At 73.0% G+C, this 17,678-nt stretch carries 16 protein-coding genes; 9 read left to right on the plus strand and 7 right to left on the minus strand.

Translation table 11 applies throughout. The features are described from left to right. Window positions 1-97 precede the first annotated feature (97 nt). The 4 genes from BJ971_RS41550 (at window position 98) to BJ971_RS24670 (ending at window position 3,335) form a co-directional block, all read left to right on the plus strand. Window positions 98-544 carry a hypothetical protein gene (locus tag BJ971_RS41550; RefSeq protein WP_184995582.1) on the plus strand — a complete coding sequence of 149 codons (447 nt, stop codon included), beginning with the start codon at window positions 98-100 and terminating at the stop codon, window positions 542-544. A 3-nt stretch (window positions 545-547) separates the two neighbouring features. Continuing rightward, entirely contained in the window at window positions 548-790 is a 243-nt protein-coding gene (locus BJ971_RS41555) for an SHOCT domain-containing protein (RefSeq protein WP_184995583.1), read from the plus strand. Further along, a complete protein-coding gene (locus tag BJ971_RS41560) occupies window positions 787-1,248 on the plus strand; it encodes a DUF6325 family protein (RefSeq protein ID WP_184995584.1) in 462 nt (153 codons plus the stop codon). The genes BJ971_RS41555 and BJ971_RS41560 overlap by 4 nt, the downstream gene beginning before the upstream one ends. Window positions 1,249-1,367: 119 nt before the next feature. Next, window positions 1,368-3,335, plus strand: a complete 1,968-nt coding sequence (locus tag BJ971_RS24670) for an Hsp70 family protein (protein ID WP_184995585.1) — start codon at window positions 1,368-1,370, stop codon at window positions 3,333-3,335. Between the two features lie 3 nt (window positions 3,336-3,338). On the opposite strand, the gene BJ971_RS24675 is transcribed toward BJ971_RS24670, so the two are convergent. Beyond that, a complete protein-coding gene (locus BJ971_RS24675; protein WP_184995586.1) occupies window positions 3,339-5,474 on the minus strand; it encodes an MMPL family transporter in 2,136 nt (711 codons plus the stop codon). Window positions 5,475-5,595: 121 nt separating this feature from the next. Between BJ971_RS24675 and BJ971_RS24680 the strand changes: the two genes are divergently transcribed. Genes BJ971_RS24680 through BJ971_RS24690 form a run of 3 tightly spaced genes read left to right on the plus strand, consistent with a single transcriptional unit; the run spans window position 5,596 to window position 7,778 of the window. After that, a complete protein-coding gene (locus tag BJ971_RS24680) occupies window positions 5,596-6,102 on the plus strand; it encodes a MarR family winged helix-turn-helix transcriptional regulator (protein ID WP_184995587.1) in 507 nt (168 codons plus the stop codon). A 34-nt stretch (window positions 6,103-6,136) separates the two neighbouring features. Beyond that, complete coding sequence (locus BJ971_RS24685) at window positions 6,137-6,931, plus strand: alpha/beta hydrolase (protein WP_184995588.1); 795 nt, start codon at window positions 6,137-6,139, stop codon at window positions 6,929-6,931. Window positions 6,932-6,974: 43 nt separating this feature from the next. After that, the gene (locus BJ971_RS24690) at window positions 6,975-7,778 is read left to right on the plus strand and encodes a hypothetical protein (RefSeq protein ID WP_184995589.1); all 804 of its coding nucleotides are present in this window, start codon (window positions 6,975-6,977) and stop codon (window positions 7,776-7,778) included. 6 nt (window positions 7,779-7,784) lie between these two features. Here the strand turns inward: BJ971_RS24690 and BJ971_RS24695 are convergent, their stop codons facing one another. The 5 genes from BJ971_RS24695 to BJ971_RS24715 all read right to left on the minus strand — a co-directional run bounded on the left by BJ971_RS24695 (window position 7,785) and on the right by BJ971_RS24715 (window position 13,580). Further along, complete coding sequence (locus BJ971_RS24695; RefSeq protein ID WP_184995590.1) at window positions 7,785-8,471, minus strand: hypothetical protein; 687 nt, start codon at window positions 8,469-8,471, stop codon at window positions 7,785-7,787. 134 nt (window positions 8,472-8,605) lie between these two features. Then, on the minus strand, window positions 8,606-9,496 hold the full coding sequence (locus tag BJ971_RS24700) for a carbohydrate ABC transporter permease (protein ID WP_184995591.1): 891 nt from the start codon (window positions 9,494-9,496) through the stop codon (window positions 8,606-8,608). Next, window positions 9,496-10,401: a carbohydrate ABC transporter permease gene (locus BJ971_RS24705; RefSeq protein ID WP_184995592.1), complete on the minus strand. Its 906-nt coding sequence runs from the start codon at window positions 10,399-10,401 to the stop codon at window positions 9,496-9,498. The genes BJ971_RS24700 and BJ971_RS24705 overlap by 1 nt, the downstream gene beginning before the upstream one ends. A 1-nt stretch (window position 10,402) precedes the next feature. Continuing rightward, the gene (gene ngcE, locus BJ971_RS24710) at window positions 10,403-11,806 is read right to left on the minus strand and encodes an N-acetylglucosamine/diacetylchitobiose ABC transporter substrate-binding protein (RefSeq protein ID WP_184995593.1); all 1,404 of its coding nucleotides are present in this window, start codon (window positions 11,804-11,806) and stop codon (window positions 10,403-10,405) included. Window positions 11,807-11,819: 13 nt separating this feature from the next. Further along, a complete protein-coding gene (locus tag BJ971_RS24715) occupies window positions 11,820-13,580 on the minus strand; it encodes a serine hydrolase domain-containing protein (protein WP_184995594.1) in 1,761 nt (586 codons plus the stop codon). 124 nt (window positions 13,581-13,704) lie between these two features. On the opposite strand from BJ971_RS24715, the gene BJ971_RS40690 reads away from it, so the two are divergent. Then, window positions 13,705-15,438 (plus strand): glycoside hydrolase family 3 protein, encoded by a 1,734-nt coding sequence (locus BJ971_RS40690; protein WP_203709296.1) that lies wholly within the window; start codon window positions 13,705-13,707, stop codon window positions 15,436-15,438. Next, the gene (locus BJ971_RS40695; protein WP_239087443.1) at window positions 15,435-16,712 is read left to right on the plus strand and encodes an exo-beta-N-acetylmuramidase NamZ family protein; all 1,278 of its coding nucleotides are present in this window, start codon (window positions 15,435-15,437) and stop codon (window positions 16,710-16,712) included. The genes BJ971_RS40690 and BJ971_RS40695 overlap by 4 nt, the downstream gene beginning before the upstream one ends. On the opposite strand, the gene BJ971_RS24725 is transcribed toward BJ971_RS40695, so the two are convergent. Next, complete coding sequence (locus tag BJ971_RS24725; protein WP_184995595.1) at window positions 16,691-17,674, minus strand: N-acetylglucosamine kinase; 984 nt, start codon at window positions 17,672-17,674, stop codon at window positions 16,691-16,693. The two genes, BJ971_RS40695 and BJ971_RS24725, sit on opposite strands and share 22 nt — an antisense overlap. Between the last annotated feature and the right edge of the window lie 4 nt (window positions 17,675-17,678).

The following is a 17,678-nucleotide window of genomic DNA, read 5'->3' on the forward strand; positions in this document are numbered from 1 at the left end:
CCGCCCGTCATCGCGACGGGCGGCGCGCCCAACTCTGCCCCGAACCCGGCCCTGATCGTCTAGCCTCGAGCCAATGGCCTGACCATTGGGAGCTGCGATGACCACCAAGAGCGCCTTCACGCCCGAGGAATGGAAGTCAGTGCTCGAGGGCCCGCCGACCGCGGGCCTGATCGTCATCACGGCGTCGCGCGGCGGAACGTTCCGCGAGACGATCGCGATGTCGAAGGCGTACCTGGACGCACGCGCGCTGCACGGCGAGAGCGAGCTGCTCGACGAGATCGCGGCGGCCAAACCCCAGGCGGACCACACGAGATACCGCTCCTTCGAGGAGATGAAGGAGCACGGACTCCAGCACCTGCGCGACGCGGTCGCGCTGCTGGAGGGCAAGGCCACGCCCGAGGAGGTGGACGCGTACCGGCGTTTCGTGCTCGCACTTGCCGACAAGGTGGCCGAGGCGCACCGCGAGCACGGGCAGAGCGTGAGCCCCGACGAGGCCGCCGCCATCGAGCAGATCTCGGCGGCGCTCGGGGCGAAGGACTCGTAGGCCATGCTGTTGGTGCCCAGGCAGCTGCTGCGCGCCGGCATGACCGGCGACGTGCCCTACTACGGCGGCAGATTCAGCCCGGCTCAGGCGTACGCCGCGGCGCATCCCCAGCCGCGCCCGGCCCCGCCTCCCCCGGCGCCCACCTCCCGCGCGGACCAGCAACTTGCCGCGTTGCAGAACCTCTTCGCCGCCGGCGTGCTCACGGCCGAGGAGTACCAGCAGTTCGCGGCCCGGGTGACGCCGTGAGCGGTCCGGTGCAGGTACTCGTGCTCGGGTTCCCCGAGGCGTCGTTGTCCGGCGAGATCCTGGCCGAGCTGACCAGGCTCGCGGACGCGGGCGTCGTGCGGCTGCTCGACGTGCTGCTGGTGTCGCGCACCGAGGACGGCCACCTCGACACGCTGCCGCCACCGCCGGGCGCCGCGCCGGACCTCGGCCGCCTGGCCACCGCGTTCCTCAGCGAAGCCGGGGACGAGGCCGGGAGCGACGGGCATCGGATCGGGCAGGGCGGGACCGACCCGGCCACATGGTCGCTTGAGGACGCGGTGCCCGCGGGCGGCGCCGCCGCGGTCGCCCTCATCGAGCACCTGTGGGCGCAGCCCTTCGTCCACGCGGTCCGGCGCGCCGGCGGCCGCCTGCTCGACGAGACGTGGCTGGCCCCGGACGACCGGGAGCTCCTGGATCGGCTCGCCGGCGAGGTCACCTAGGGTCTGCCCGGGCAGCCTTTGGTGCAGCCGTGTGTCGCGGCCTTGCCGGTGCCGGCACCCCGGCCGATGCTGAGTGCTCGGCGCCGGCCGGGGCCCGCCGGGGCACGGATCGGAGCGAGATGACCTACGGGCTGGGCGTTGACCTCGGTACCACCTGGACCGCGGCGGCCGTGCGGCGCGGCGACGCCATCGAGGTGCTCCGGCTCGGCGGGCGGCGTCCCGAGATCCCGTCGGTGATCTTCCTACCGGCCGACGGGCCGGTGCTGGTCGGCGAGCCGGCCACGCGGCGCGGCGAGGAACAGCCGGGGCGGCTGGCCCGCGAGTTCAAGCGGCGGGTCGGCGACCCGGTGCCGCTGCTGATCGGCGGCTCGCCCTATCCGGCGCACGCGCTGCTCGCCCGCCAGTTGGAGCACGTACTGGCGGTCGCCACGAAGAACGAGCAGGGCCCGCCCGGCTCGGTCGTGCTCACCTGCCCGGCCAACTGGGGTCCCTACAAGCGCGACCTGCTGGAACAGGCCGCGCGCATGGCCGACGCGCCACGGGTGGTGCTGCGCAGCGAGCCCGAGGCGGCCGCGGCCTCGTACGCGGCGGGCGAGCACATGGACGACGGCGACATAGTGGCCGTCTACGACCTGGGCGGCGGCACCTTCGACGCGGCCGTGCTGCGCCGCACCGCCGACGGGTTCGAGCTGCTCGGCACGCCGGAGGGCATCGAGCAGCTCGGCGGGGCCGACTTCGACGAGGCGGTCTTCGACCACGTGACCCGGCTCCTGCCGGCCGAACGGCTGGCCGGGGACGGCCCCGAGCTGGTGGCGGCGCTCGCCCGGCTGCGGCGGGACTGTGTGGACGCCAAGGAGACGCTCTCCTACGACACCGAGGTGATGATCCCGGTGGCGCTGCCCGGCCTGCACACCCGGGTGCGGCTGACCCGGCACGAGTTCGAGGCGATGATCGCGCCGGCGATGGAGGAGACGGTGCGGGCGCTGGGGCGCGCGCTGCGCTCGGCCGGGGTCGGCCCGGAGCAGCTGCGGGCGGTGCTGCTTGCCGGCGGGTCGGCGCGGATCCCGCTGGCCGGCGCGCTGGTGGGCGCCGCGTTCGAGCGGCCGGTCGTGGTCGACCCCAACCCCGAGCACAGCATCGCGCTCGGCGCGGCCCGCCTGACCGGCACCGTCCCGCCCGCCGCCGCCCGGGTGGAAGCGCCCCCGCCTTCCTCGCCGGCGCCATCGGCCGCCCCGCCGGCGCCGGAACCGCCCGCTCCATCGCCGGAGTCGCCGGAGTCGCCGCCGACCCGGCCCATCGCGGTGGGCCGGGCCGCGCCGGCCGAGCCCTCGCCCGACGGTTCCGGTTCGGGCCGGCGGCGCGTCCTCATCCTGGTCGCGGCCGCGGCCGTCCTGGCGATCGCCGTGAGCGTCCCGCTCGTCGTGCGGCTGATGCGCGCCGACCGCGGCCAGGCCGCCGCGCCGCCGCCCGCCTCCGGCGCACCCACCTGCGGCTTCACCGAGGACTTCGCCGGCACCGCGGTGGATCCCGCCTGGGAGCGGCCCCGGAAGGATCTGACGCTCACCGTGGGCGGCGGGGTGGCCGAGATGGACGCCCCGGAGGGTACGGACATCTACAAGACCAACACGACCGCGCCGATGCTGCTGCGGCCGATCACCGGAGACTTCGTCCTCGAGACCGAGATGGAGGCGTCCCCGGCCGTGTTCTACCAGGGCGCCGGGCTGCTGTTGTGGAACGGCCCGGCCAGCTGGGTGCGGATGGAGCGCGGCTTCGGCAGGACGACCGGGACGGTGAGCTTCGAGTACAGCGACGCCGGCACGCATCTGCGGCCGCACGGGCCGCTGCCCAGCCAGCGGCCGATCGAGACCGCGGCCACCCGGATCGTCTTCCGGATGGCCCGGTCGGGCGACGCGGTCCACGGCTCGTGGCGCCCGGCCGACAAGCCGACGTTCGCCGACCTGGCCACCGTGAAGATGACCCTGCCGCAGACCGTCCGGGTCGGCGTGGCCGCGCTCAACCGGGCGCAGTTCGGGGCGAAGCCCACCCCGTTCCGCGCCCGGTTCGACCGGATCACCGTGACCTGCTGAGGGTCACCGCCTGCTGAGGAGCAGGGTGCGCGGCCGGTCGTCCGCGGTGACCGCCTCGCCGGCGGCGCCCCGAACCCGATTCGGCCACCAGAAGCGCTCGCCGAGCAGAAACGCCAGCGCCGGCACGAGGACGGTCCGCACGAGCAGCGTGTCGAGCAGGACGCCGATGCAGACGATGACGCCGATCTGGGTCAGCAGGATCAGCGGCAGCACGCCCAGTACGGCGAAGACCGCGGCGAGCAGCACCCCCGCGCTGGTGATGACGCCGCCGGTGACGCGCAGGGCGGAGAGCATCCCGTCGCGGGTGCCCGCCCGGCGCGCGTCCTCGCGGGCCCGGGTGACCAGGAAGATGTTGTAGTCGACGCCGAGGGCCACGAGGAACACGAACGCGAGCAGGATGACCCCGCTGTCCAGCGCCGGGAAGCCGAGCACGTGATCGAAGAGCAGCCACGCCGCGCCGAGGCTGGCGAAGAACGAGGCGATGACGGTGAGCACGAGCAGCGCCGGCGCGAGCAGGCCGCGCAGCAGCAGCACCAGCACGGCGGCGACAAGCAGCAGGATGACCGGCAGGATCAGCCGCAGGTCCCGCCCGTTGGCCTCGGCGGTGTCGTAGGTGGCGGCGACGCTGCCGCCCACCACCGCGCCGGTGCTCGGATCCGCGCCCTCGACGGCCGGCGGCGCGGAGGCCGGAACGGCGGCGACCGCGGCCCGCAGCGCCTCGACCGCCCGGTCGGACGCGCCGGTTCCCGGTTCGGCCTCCAGCACCACGTCGACCTGGGCGACGGCGGCGCCGGCGCGGCCCTGGCGTGCGGACGCGACGCCCGGTACCGCGGCGGCGGCCCGGTTGACCGCGTCCACCGCCGCCGGGTTGGTCAGCACGGCGACCGGCTGGGTGGTCCCGGCGGGGAACGCCTTGGCGAGGGTCTGCGCACCGGCCACCGCCTCCGGCTTTACCCGGAACTGCTCGGTCTCCGACAGGCCGGTGCGGATGCCCAGGCCGCCGAGGGCGAGGCCGGCCAGCAGCAGCGTCGACAGGACGGCGACGGCCGCCGGCCGGCGCACGACGGCGGTGCCGAGCCGGCCCCAGAGCCGGCCCTCCCGGGCCGCGCTGCCGGCGTGGGGCACGAACGGCCAGAACAGGCCCCGGCCGAAGATCACCAGCGCGGCCGGGAGCACGAGCAGGGCCGACAGCATGGCGAACACGACACCGATCGCGCACGCCACGGCGAGGGCCCGGTTGTTCTCCTGCTCCGACAGCAGCAGCGTGAGTACGCCGAGCACCACCGTCGACCCACTGGCCAGGATGGGCTCGGCGGTGCGGCGCAGCGTGGCGCGCATCGCGACGAAGCGGTCCGGTTCCCGGCGCAGCTCCTCGCGGTAGCGGGCGATGAGCAGCAGCGCGTAGTCGGTGGCGGCGCCGAAGACGAGCACGCTGGCGATGCCGGTGACGGCGCCCGCCTGGAGGTTGATGCCGAGGGCGGGCACGATCGTGTCGATCGCGCGCAGGGTCAGCTGCTCGGCGGCCGCGACGACGGCCAGCGGGATGATCCACAGGAACGGGCTGCGGTAGGTGATGAGCAGCAGGAGCGCCACCACGCCGGCGGTCACCATCAGCAGCGTGGCGTCCGCGCCCTCGAAGACCTTTGTCAGGTCCGCGGTGAAGGCCGGCCCGCCGGTCACCTCGACGGTCAGGCCCGCGCCGGTGCCGTCCAGCGCCGCGCGCACTCCTTCGATCGTGTCGGCGACCTGCTCCTGGCCGCCGGCGGTGGACACCGGCACCGCGATCAGCGCGACCTTACCGTCCGGGGAGACCTGCGGGGGTGCGACCTTTCCGCCGACCGCGAACCGGCTCAGGTCCCGCGACCGGGCGGCGAGCGCCTCGGTGTCGGCGGGGGTGAGCGGCCCGCCGTCGGAGCGGCCGGCGACGACGAGCGCGGGCTGGACGTCGCTGTCGGGCAGTTGCTCCTGTAGCCGCTCGGCCACGGTCGACTGCCACTGCGCCGACAGCCCGGTGGCGGACACCGGGTCGGGGTTGGCGGGCCTCGGCAGCCCGAAGACGGCGGCCCCGACGACGATCGCGGCGACCACGGTGAGCCAGGCGGCCAGGCGGCCACGGGCGACGTGGGTGAACAGGGACATGACTTCCTCACGGTTGGAGCGAGCAGAAATCTCGACTGCCATGTATCTCGTTTATCGAGATTATCGACGGTTGAGTTATGCTGCAAACCGGCGGGAGGAGAAAAGGATCACGGAGCACGGCATGTACCGGCCGCGCGACACGCGGCGCGGCCAGTTGGTCGCCGAGGTCACCAACGACCTGCGGAAGTACGCGGCGGATGCCCAGCACGTCGGCCACGCCTTCGCCAACCTGCACGGGCTGGGGCCGACGGACCTGCACGCCCTGATCGCCGTCATGGACGCGGAACTGGTCGGTGATCCGGTCACCCCCGGCCGCCTCGGCGAGCAGCTCAACCTCTCCTCGGGATCCGTGACCGCCCTGATCGACCGCCTCGAACGCGCCGGCCACATCCGCCGCGACCGCGACACCGCCGACCGGCGCAAGGTCCTGCTGCACTACGCCGAGCAGGGCGCCGCCCTCGCCATGGAGTTCTTCCAGCCGCTCGGGCGGCGCACGGACGCGGTGATGGCGGACTTCACCGACGACGAACTGGAGACCGTGCACCGGTTCATCGCGGCGATGAGCACATCGCTGCGGGAGCACCGGGACGCCGTGCGCGCCGAGGCGCCCCGGCGCGGCACCGCCTGAGCCCTTCGTCGTTGAACACGGCGATGGAGGACCAGTGAGGCGACGAACGGTGCTGACCGCGCTCGGCGCCACCGCCGCGATCGCGACGCTGGGCGGCGTCTACCGCGGCCGCGCCGCGCCGCCGCCCACGATCCCCGGCGCGCCGATCGGCGACGAGCGACTCGACCGGCGCCGCTCCGCCGCCCGGGGCCGGACCGTCGACTTCTACACCGCCGTACCCGCCGGGCACGGCGACGGGCGCGGCCTGCCGGTGCTGCTGGTCCTGCACGGCGCCTCGACCACGGCGGCCGACTTCCCCCGCCTGGGACTCGGCCGCTTCGCGAGCGATTCGGTACGCCGGGGAAACGCGCCGTTCGTCCTCGCCGGCGCGACGGGCGACCGCCTGTCGTGGCGCCCGTCCGGCACCGACGATCCACAGCGCATGGTGCACGAGGAGATCCCGGCCTGGTGCGCCGAGCGGGGCTTCGACACCACCCGCGTCGCCGTCTGCGGCTGGTCGATGGGCGGCTACGGCGCCCTGCTGCTGGCCGGAACGTTCCCGGGCTTCGTCCGGGCCGTGGCGGCGTTCTCTCCCGCGGTGCACCCGGGCGACGACGTGTTCGCCCGGGCCGCCGGCCTTCGCGACGTGCCCGTCGGGCTCTGGTGCGGCACCGACGACGGCCTGCTCCCCGAGGTACGCGCCCTCGAGAAGGCGCTGCCGCGGCCGAAGGCGGCCGGGACGTACTCGGCCGGCGGCCACAACTTCGGCTACTGGAGCACCTGCCTGCCGGCGGCGTTCGACCTCATCGCCGCCCACTCGGCCGAAGTCGGTACCCCCGCGAGGACCTAGTATCGAGAAGGCCACCGAGTGCGTCGCCGAAAGGTGCAGCCTGATGCGCGAGCTTCATTCATTGAGGGACGTCGTGCAATTCACCGGCGTGCTGACGAGTGCCGGCGTCCGGGCCGGCCAGGCCCTGCGGGAGCCGACCGCGAGAACGGTGGCGGCATTTGTTCCCGGCATTCCGGCCGATGCGCGACACTCCCTGCGGTCTTTGATCAGCGCGCTGGGGCGTCTTCCGTCGTCGCTCGAATTGTCCGCCCGGCTCGTCGGGCCGGCGTCCGGGCGGCCGCCGTTCGTGCCGAACATTCAGGTGAGCGCACAGCCCGGCAATGCGCTCGAAACCGTACTGAATTACTTCAAGGACGGTGTGCCGCTGCCGCCGGCGATACCCCTGACCCTGGCGAATGGCAATGACATCGGTTCGGGATCCATCATTCCGGCCACGTTCAACGAGCCCGGCCACTATCAGGCGGTTATTGCCCGCAGTGGCGTCACCAGCGACGGATTCACCATCGTGGTGCGCAGTCTCGCGTTCACGGTGACCGGCCCGGGGCCGACCCCGCCTCCGCCGCCTCCTCCCCCGTTCCTGCCGACCTGCTCGGTCGAACTGGCGTCGAGCGGGCCGGCCGGCGGAACCGTGACCGAGATGAGGATCTTCGGTGGCGGCTTCGCCGCCGGGGAGCCGGTGCAGATCATCGAGGGAATCCACCTTCACGCCGTCGTGAACGCGGACGCCCTCGGCGGCTACAGCGTCGTCATCGGGTTCGTTCACGGCGCTCAGCCGACCGCCCACGTCGTGCGGGCGCACGGGGTCCGGACCGGCCTCACCTCGAACGCCGCGGGTTTCTCCGCCTAGGCCTAGTCACTGAAGGGCGACGAGGACGCGGATCAGGCCGAGGCCCGAGTCGAGCGGGCCGAGCGCCTTGCCGATCACCGCGCCGAAGGAGCGCTCGCGGTCCGTGGCCCGCATCGCGTGTCCGGGCGTCGGCGACGTGGTGAGCAGGTCGCCGACCTCGACGGCGCCCTGATCGGCGTCGACCTTGCACCAGACCTTGCCGCTCAGCGCGAGCGGGCGCCGGCCGGGCCCGGACCGTCGGTCGAGAATCAGGCCCGGTCGCAGGTCGCCGGCGCCGGAGACCACGCCGGCCACCCGCCGGTCGTACGGCCTGTCGCTGACCTGCACGTTGTCGCCGCCGACCAGCACCACGACGGTTCCCGGGTCGGCGGGGACGTCGCCGACGACGTCGAACTCCTCGGCCAGGTCGGCGCCGCCGACCAACTTGATGTCGCCCAGGACGCCGATATTCGAATTGACGTTGAAGTCGCCGTCGACGCCGACCTTGCCGTGGAAGAATCCCGCGAAGCCCTTGCCGGTGTGCCGGACCCGGAAAACGGAGTCGTCCTCGGAGGTGCCGAACCCGGAGATTCTTCCGGCCACCTCGACGTGCCCGGACACCGTGAGCGTCTTGCTGGGATCCGACGTGCCGACTCCTACCCGCCCGAGGCGGTCGATCCGCATCTGCTCGAAGCCTCTGGTCTTGAAGACCAACGGTTGATTGTCGGTGGTGCCCAAGAACATATTGGTCGCGTCCGTGCCGCCATTTCCATTGAGTTCCCAGGCCATTGTCACTCCCCTTTGCAGCGCGGAAGTCCACAGTACATTGACCCGGGGCACGGTAGGGTTTATCGGAGCTGGCCCGCGGCGAGGCCGCTCTGCACCTGCCGGTGGAACAGCAGATAGGCGGCGATCACCGGCAGCATCGCGATGGTCATCCCGGCGAACAGGCCGCTGAAGTCGCCGCGGTATCCCTCGTTGACCGCGAGCGCCGTCAGCCCCTGCGCCAGCACCCACTTGCGCTCCGCGCCCTCGCCCTGCATGAGCACGAGCGGCAGGACGTACTGGTTCCACTGGAACAGGAAGTTGAAGATGCCGACGCTGACCAGCCCGGGGCGGGCCATCGGCAGCATCACCGCGAAGAACAGCCGATAGTGCCCGCACCCGTCGACCATCGCGGCCTCGGCGACCGAGGTGGGCAGGGTGCGGAAGAACGCGGTCAGGAAGAACACCGTGAACGGCAGCGAGTAGGCCGCGTACACCAGCGTCAGGCCGGGCAGGGTGCCGAGCAGGCCCAGGTTGCGTACCACGAAGAAGAGCGGGACCAGCGCCAGGAAGACCGGGAACATCATGCCGCCGACGAAGGCGAGGTAGACGATCCGGCGGCCGCGGAAGCGGTAGCGGGCCAGGACGTACGCGGCCATGGCGCCGAGCAGCATGGTGAGTGCGAGCGCGCCGGTCACCACGATCACGCTGTTCAGGAAGTAACGGCCGATGTGCGCCTCGTTCCAGGCCCGGCCCCAGTTCTCCCACCGCAGCCGCGACGGCAGGCTCCACGGGTCGGTCAGGATCTCCTCGTCGCTCTTGAACGAGCTGAGCACCGCCCAGAGCAGCGGCAGGGTGGTCAGCAGCGCCCAGCCGATCAGGAACGCGTGCGAGAGCACCGGTACCCGGCGCGGGGGTGCCGGCGACCGCTGCTCGGGCGGCGACTCGCGGTGGGTCCGCGTGAGCACCGCCATCACAGCTCCACCCGGTCGCGGCGGGTGACCCGCAGGAACATGGCCGCCACGGTGAGGGTCAGGAAGAACATCGCCACGCCGATGGCCGAGGCGTAGCCGAACTGCCCGTCGGCGAACGCGGTCTTGTACAGCCGCAGGCCGACCACGTCCGACGACGAGCTCGGGCCGCCGTCGGTGATGATCTGCACCACGGCGAAGCCGTCGATCGCGAGGATCGCCAGGTACACCCAGGCCACCTGGATGGTGTCCCACACCAGCGGCACCGTGATCCGGACCAGCGTGGTGAGCCGGCTCGCGCCGTCGAGCAGGGCCGCCTCGTAGAGGTCGCGGGGTATCGACTGCATGGCCGCGCTGAAGAGGACCACGTAGAAGCCGACGTTCATCCAGACGAGCACGGCCATCACGCACCAGAACGAGAACCGCGGATCGCCCAGCCAGGCCACGGCGAGCCCGTCCAGCCCGATCGCGCGGAGGATGCCGTTGACCATGCCGGTGTGCGGTGCGTACATCTCCTTCCAGAGCACGCCGACGATCGCCACCGAGAGCACCTGCGGGAAGAAGTAGACGACGCGGTAGAAGCCGGCACCGCGTACGCCGTGGACGCCGACCCGGTCCGAGCGGCCGCCGACGCTGATCATCGAGGCGAAGAAGAGCCCGAGCAGAATCGTCGCCACCGGCAGCAGCACGAGCATCAGAGCGTTGTGCCGCAGCGCGTTCCAGAAGTAGCCGTCGCCGGCCAGCCGCCGGAAGTTGTCCAGGCCGACGAACTCGTAGTCCGGCGACAGCCCGCTCCAGTTCGTGCCGGCTATCTGGAACGCCTGCGCGTACGGCGAGACGACGAAGATTCCGTACAGGAGCAGGGGTGGGATCAGGAAGGTGGCGATGAACAGCCGCTTGCCGCGCACCTCAGGCCCGCTTGTACTTCTTGACCGCGGGGTCCTGGGCGAACTCGTCGGCGGACTTCTGCACCTGCTCGCACCACTGCGCCGCGTTGATCCGCTTGGTGTACAGCTCGGCGCAGGCCGCGTCCACCCGCTCGCGCTCCAGCTTGCGGTAGTACGACGAGTACAGCCAGGTGAACGCGGTGCCCTTGGACGCCTCGATCAGGCCGGTCACCGACGCGAGGCCCGGGCCGAGCTCGATGCCGGCGCCGGCGCCTTTCACGCAGGTGAGGCTGCTGACCTTGCGGGTGAAGTCGGAGGCGCCCTGCTGCGAGAGCATGACCCGCAGGTACTCCAGGCCGCCGCGGACGTTCTTGCCCTTGGTAGGGACGATGAACGGCTCGCTGCCGGTGCCGCGGAACGCCTCGAACGGCATCTTGTCGCTCGTGGTGAGGCTGGGCGTCGGCGCGACGGCCATCCGGAAGTCCGGCGGGGTGACCGACTTCTGCTCGTTCTCCAGCCACGATCCACAGGAGACGAACGCGGCGTGGCCCCGGCACCACTCGGTCTGCGACTGCACGTGGTCCATGCCCTCGGCGCCCGGCTGGAGGAAGCCGTCGACGGCGAGCTGGTAGTAGGCCTCGGCGGCGGCCCGGACCGCCTCGTGCTTCCAGGCGTTCGGCTCCAGGTTGTCGATCGCCTTGATCACCTCGATGCCGCCCAGCTTGCCGGCCGCGGCGAGGATCGGCCAGCTCATGTAGCGGGAGTGCTTGCCCGGGTAGGTCCAGGGCGCGATGCCGGCCGCCTTGATCTTCTTGCAGAGGGCGATCATCTCGTCCCAGGTCTTCGGGTACTGCCAGCCCTTCGACTCGAAGAGCTTCCGCGAGTACCAGACGCCGTACGCCGAGTAGGCGTAGTTCAGCGACAGGAATTTACCGTCGTACGAGCCGACGTCGACGATGCCGGGCAGCAGCGTGTCGCGTACCTTCTTGGCCGGGTCGTCGAGGCTCGGCGCGTCGAGCAGCTCGCCGAGATCGGTGAGCGCGCCCTGCGAGACCAGGCCGTTGAAGTCGATCTGGCTGCCTCCCGAGTTGTTCACCACGTCCGGCGGGTCGCCCGCGACGAACCGCGGCTGCAGCGTCTCGGCGATCTTCTGGGTGGACGAGTGCTTGATCTCCGCCTTGGGGTAGCGCTCCTGGTACATCGCCTCGTGCGCCTTGGCGTACTCCTCGCCGAAGCCGCCGTTGAAGATGACCACCTCCAGCGGTGCGTCCTCTTTCACACCCAGCGGGTTGGCCGCGCTGACCTCGCCCTTGGCGTCGGACTCGGTGTCGTCGTCGCCGCCCATCGCGCACCCGGCGAGTGTGCCCGCGGCGGCGACGCCCGCCGCGCCGTTGAGCAGCCCGCGCCGGCTGATCCGGTATCCCATGTTCGGCTCCCGCCTAAGAGTTCACTGATGGGTTCCAGCCGTCGGCGGCGAAGGTGGTCGCGCCGTCGACGAGAAGCGCTCCGGGCTCGAAGACCCGGAGACGGTCGAGCAGGACGCCGCGGCCCTGCGAGGCGGCGTCGGTGCGGTAGCTCAGCCGCAGCCGGGTGGTCCCGGCGGGCACGTCGGCGGCGGCCAGCCACCAGTGGCGGCCCCCGAAGCCGGTGAACGTGCCGTCGCCCGTCACCGTCTCCCGGCCGGAGCGCAGGGTCGTCGGCAGCGGCGCCCAGCTCACCCCGTCGGCCGACCACTCCAGCGTCGCCGTGTCGTAGCCCGGCTCGGTGTCGTACCAGAGCAGGAACGAGGCCCGTGCCCGCTCACCCGCCGCGCGCCGCAGCGGCGCGGTCAGCGTCATGACCGCGCCGTCGCGCAGCTCGGTCCGCCAGGGCTCGCCGCCGGCGAGCGCGTGGACCGGGTGCGCGGCCGCGAACGTACGCGCCAGCGCGCGCCGCGCGACGTTGTTGCTCCCCCAGGCCCGGTCGGGGTGCACCCGGTTGCTGAGCAGGATGAGGAAGGACTGGTCGAGCGGGTCGATGACGATCGACGTGCCGGTGAACCCGGTATGCCCGAAGGTCACCGGCGAGGTCATCCCGTCCATGTACCAGTGCTTGGCGAGCTCGAAGCCGAGCCCGCGGGCGCTCTCGGGGTACCGGGGCCGCAGGTCCGCGTTGTAGTCGACGAGCGCCTGGCGGACCATCGGCCGGGACAGGATCCGCCGGCCCCGGTAGGTGCCGCCGTCGAGCAGCATCTGGCACAGGACCGCCAGGTCGTCCACGGTGGAGAAGACGCCGGCGTGCCCGGCCACGCCACCGAGGGACCAGGCGTTCTCGTCGTGCACCTGGCCCCAGACCACGCCGCGGTTCACGTACGGCTGGTACTCGGTGGCGGCGGTCCGGTCCCGCTGCCCGGCGCCGGGGTTGTAGCCGGTGTCGTGCATGCCGAGCGGGCCGGTGACCCCGGCACGGACCGCGTCGGCGAGGGACTCGCCGGTGACCCGCTGGACCAGCACGCCGAGCGCGATCAGGCCGATGTCGGAGTAGACGTACTGAGCGCCGGGCGCCGACCCGGCCGTCACCGGAGTGACGAGCGCCGCGGCGGTCCGCTCCTCGGGCGTGCCGTACCGGGAGTAGAACGGCAGGAACGCCGGCAGTCCGGAGGTGTGGGTGAGCAGGTTCCGTACCGTCACCGATTCCTTGCCGCCGGCCGCGAACTCCGGGACCGAGTCCGCGACCGGCGCGTCCAGGTCCACCCGTCCGGCCTCGACCTGCTGGAGCACGACGATCGTGGTGAACAGCTTGGAGATCGAGGCGAGGTCCCACAGGGTGTCGGTGCGGGCCGGTATCCGCTGCCGCGGCGGCAGCTCGGCGATCCCGCCGCCGGGGTCGGCGGTGTAGCGGACCGCGTCACCGACCGCGAACCGCGACACCACGACGCCGTGGTGCGCGGCGAGCACGGCGGCGCCCGCGTACGCGGGGCGCCCGGGATGGTCCGGCGTCGCCTCGAGGTAGGACGCGGCGATGCCGGGCAGCGCGGCGACCCGGTCCGGCAGCAGGCCGGCCTCGTACGCGGTGCCGGTGCGCAGTACGTCGTGCCGGAACCGGATGTCGGCGGGCGTGACGGCCGGCGCCGCCGCCGGGGCGGGCTCGGCGGCCGCGGGCGCGCCGGCGACCAGGCAGGCGAGCACGCAGAGCGGGGGCAGGAACCGAAGTCTGATCATCAACGCCTCTCCATACGTCGATCTGTCGAGGATGAATGTTTCCTTCGTAACTGGCAAGAGGGGCGAATGTTATTGCCATACCACGGCGACCCGGCTACCTTCTGGCACCATGCGAACGCGTCCCGTGGCTCTTCTCGCTCTCGCCACCCTGGGTCTCACGGTTCCCGCCGTTCCGGCCGCCGCGAACCCCGCACCGTCACCGGTCGACTCGGCCCTGGCCCGGATGACGTTGCCGCAGAAGATCGGTCAGCTCTTCACCACCTACGTCTACGGCAACGACGCGAACACGCCGTCGGCCGCCGACGCCGCCGCCAACCGCCGCCTGTACGGCGTGGACACCCCGGCGGAGGTCGTCGCGAAGTACCACCTCGGCGGCGTCATCTACTTCGCCTGGACCAACAGCCTCCAGAGCCCGCGCCAGATCACCACGCTCAGCAACGGGCTACAGGCCGCCTCCGCCGGCGTCCCGCTGACCATCTCCACCGACCAGGAGCACGGCGTCGTCTCCCGGATGCCCGCGCCGGCCACCCAGTTCCCCGGCGGGATGGCGCTCGGCGCCGGACGCAGCGTGCTCGACGCGTACCGCACCGGGCAGGTCACCGGCGCCGAGCTGCGCGCGGTCGGCATCAACCAGGCCTGGGCCCCGGTGGCCGACGTCAACGTGAACCCCGCCAACCCGGTCATCGGGGTGCGCTCGTTCGGCAGCGACCCGAAGCTCGCCGCCGCGCTCACCGCGAGCCAGGTGCTCGGGCTCCAGCGCGGCGCGAACGCCTCCGCCTCCGCCAAGCACTTCCCCGGGCACGGCGACACCGCCACCGACAGCCACACCGGCCTGCCGGTGATCACGCACACCCGCGAGGAGTGGCAGCGCGTCGACGCGCCGCCGTTCAAGGCCGCCATCGCGGCCGGCGTCGACGCCATCATGAGCGCGCACATCGTGGTGCCGGCGCTCGACCCGGCCGGCGACCCGGCCACCCTGTCGCAGCCGATCATCACCGGGCTGCTCCGCGGCGAGCTCGGCTACCGCGGCGTGATCGTCAGCGACTCCCTGGAGATGGCCGGCGTACGCCAGAAGTACGGCGACGACCGGGTGCCGGTGCTGGCGCTCAAGGCCGGCGTCGACATGCTGCTGATGCCCCCGAACATGCAGGTGGCGTACGACGCCGTGCTCGGCGCGGTCGCCTCCGGCGAGCTCACCGAGGCCCGCATCGACGCCTCGGTGCGCCGCATCCTCACCCTCAAGCAGAAGCGCGGCCTGCTCGCCTGGACGCCGCTCGACCCGGCCGCGGCCGAACGCGCCGTCGGCTCGCCCGAGCACGTCCGCGTCGCCCGGTCCGTCACCGACCGCACCGTCACCGCGATCCGCAACGACGCGGGCCTGCTCCCCTGGTCTCACGCCGGGAAGTCCGTGCTGGTCACGGGGTGGAACTCCAGCGCATACAACAACGTCGCGGTGCTGGCCGGCGCGCTCGGCGCCACACCGCTGGTCACCAACCTGCCGAACGACGCCAAGATCGCCGAGGCGGTCGCCGCGGCGGGCACCCACGACCTCACCGTGGTGCTCACCAGCAGGGCGTGGGACACCACGGTCGCCGATCCGGGCGGTCGGCAGCAGGCCCTCGTGAAAGCCCTGGTGGCGGCCGGCAAGCCGGTCGTCGTGGTGGCGGTCCGCGACCCGTACGACATCGCGGCGCTGCCGGAGGTCACCACCTACCTGGCCACCTACAGCTTCACCGGTGTCGCCATGGAGTCCCTCGCAAAGGTGCTGCTCGGCACCGCGCCGCCGCGCGGCAGGCTGCCGGTCGAGATACCCGGGACCTATCCGTACGGGCACGGGCTGAGCTGGAGCGTCCCGTGAACCGTCGTGGCCTGCTGGCCGCGGGCGCGGCCGGTGCCGCCGCCGGGCTGACCCTCGGCGGACCGGCCGCCGCGAAGCCCGGCCTGCTCCCCCGGGTCCCCGTGCGGACCGGCCTGGACCGGCTCGCCGCGGCCGGCTGGGACGCGGTCCGGGGCGAGCGGATCGGGGTCGTCTCCAACCCGACCGGCGTGGACGGCGGGTACCGGCACCTGGTGGACCGGATGCACGCCGACGGCGTGACCATCGGCGGCGTCTTCGGCCCCGAGCACGGCTTCCGCGGCTCGGCGCAGGCCGGCGGCAGCGAGGGCACCGGCACCGACGCCCGCACCGGGCTGACCGTGTACGACGCCTACCTCGCCTCGCAGGCCAGGTGGGCCGAGATGTTCACCGCCGCCGGGGTACGCACCGTCGTCTTCGACATCCAGGACGTCGGCGCCCGCTTCTACACCTACATCTACACGCTGTACGACTCGATGGTCGCGGCCGCCCGGCTGGGCCTGCGCTACCTGGTGCTGGACCGGCCCAACCCGATCGGCGGCCGCGCGTACGGGCCGATGATGACCGACGGCTTCACCTCCGGCGTTGGCCGGCTGAAGATCGTGCAGCAGCACGGCATGACCGTCGGCGAGCTGGCCCGCTTCTACAACGGCGAGTTCCTTCCCGTCGAGGCGGGGCGGCCGGTGGACCTCGACGTGATCGACTGCCGGGGCTGGCACGCCCGGCTGCGGGCCGGCGACACCGATCTGCCGTGGGTGCTGCCCAGCCCGAACATGCCCACACCGGACACCGCGGTGGTCTACCCCGGAACCGGCATGTTCGAGGGGGTGTCCTCGCTGTCCGAGGGGCGCGGCACCACCCGGCCGTTCGAGCTGATCGGCGGGCCGGACTTCGACCACCACTGGTGCGACCGGGTGACGGCGCTGAACCTGCCCGGCGTGGAGTTCCGCGAGGCGTACTTCACCCCGACGTTCAACAAGTTCGCCAACCGGCTCTGCGCGGGCATCGAGGTCAAGGTGACCGACCAGGCCGCGTACGACCCGATCCGTACGGCGGTCGGCATGCTGGTGGAGGCCCGCCGCCAGGCGGCGTTCGCGTGGCGGGTGGACGGCGGCACCCGGCACTGGATCGACCTGCTCACCGGCTCGTCGCGGCTGCGCACGATGATCGACGCGGGCGCGGGCACCGACGACGTGGTCGGTGCGTGGGCCGGCGAACTGGCCGAGTTCGAGGCGCGGCGGCGGCCGTACCTGCGCTACTCCCGGCTCGGCTCGTGACGGGCGCCGGTCAGCCGCGCGTGCACCACCGGCGCCACGGGGGCGCCGGTGAGCAGGCCGACGGCGAGCGCCGCCGCCCCGCCGGCGCCGTCGCGGGCCGCGCGGGGCTCAGCGCCGGTGCGGGCCAGCAGGCCGGCGCGCACCGCGCGGCCGACCGGCCCCGGGTTGAGCAGCACCGACCCGGCCAGCACCACGACGGCGCCGGGTGGCGGCCCGACGCTGTCGAAGGTGTGCAGCAGGCGGCCGGCGGCCGCGGCGCAAATCCGCACCGCCACCGGGTCGCCGGACTCGCAGGCGGCGCCGACCGCGGGCGCCAGCCGGCCGAGCGCGGCGGGCGGCGCGGCGAACCCGGCGGCGAGCAGCGCCTGCGCGACGTCCTCTCCGGACGGTCCCGCCACACCGAAGTGCGCGCACGCGGCGTCCACCAGGGTGGTCGGCTCGCCACGGCCGTCGAGCGCGGCGAGGACCGCGCGCAGCGCGCGCACCCCGATCCACACCGCGGAACCCTCGTCGCCCAGCAGCCAGCCGTACCCGTCGCAGCGGCGCCGCAGCACGCCGCCGGAGAACCGGGCGGCCAGCGCGCCGGTGCCGGAGAGCAGCAACACGCCGTCGGGCTCGGCGGTGCCGGCCGCGTACGCGACCTCGAGGTCGGTCACCGTGACCGGCTCGCCGGTCAGCCCGGCGTCGCGCCAGGCGCGCGCCGCTGCCGCGCGGAACGCGCCACGGCCGGCGCCGGCCGATCCGGCCGCGCCGAGGACGCCGAGGCGCACCGTCGAACGGTCGACCGCCGCCAGCGACGCGGTCAGCGCCGCGCACAGGCTCGCGCCCACCTCGCCGCCGCTGCTGTTGCGGTTCGCGCCGCCGGCCGTGCCCCGGCCCACCACCTCGCCGTCGAGGGTCGCGACCACGCAACGCGTGGTGGTGGCACCCGCGTCGACACCGATCACCAACGTCGCACCCATCGTC

The sequence above is a fragment of the Amorphoplanes digitatis genome (assembly GCF_014205335.1).
Classification (GTDB): domain Bacteria; phylum Actinomycetota; class Actinomycetes; order Mycobacteriales; family Micromonosporaceae; genus Actinoplanes; species Actinoplanes digitatus.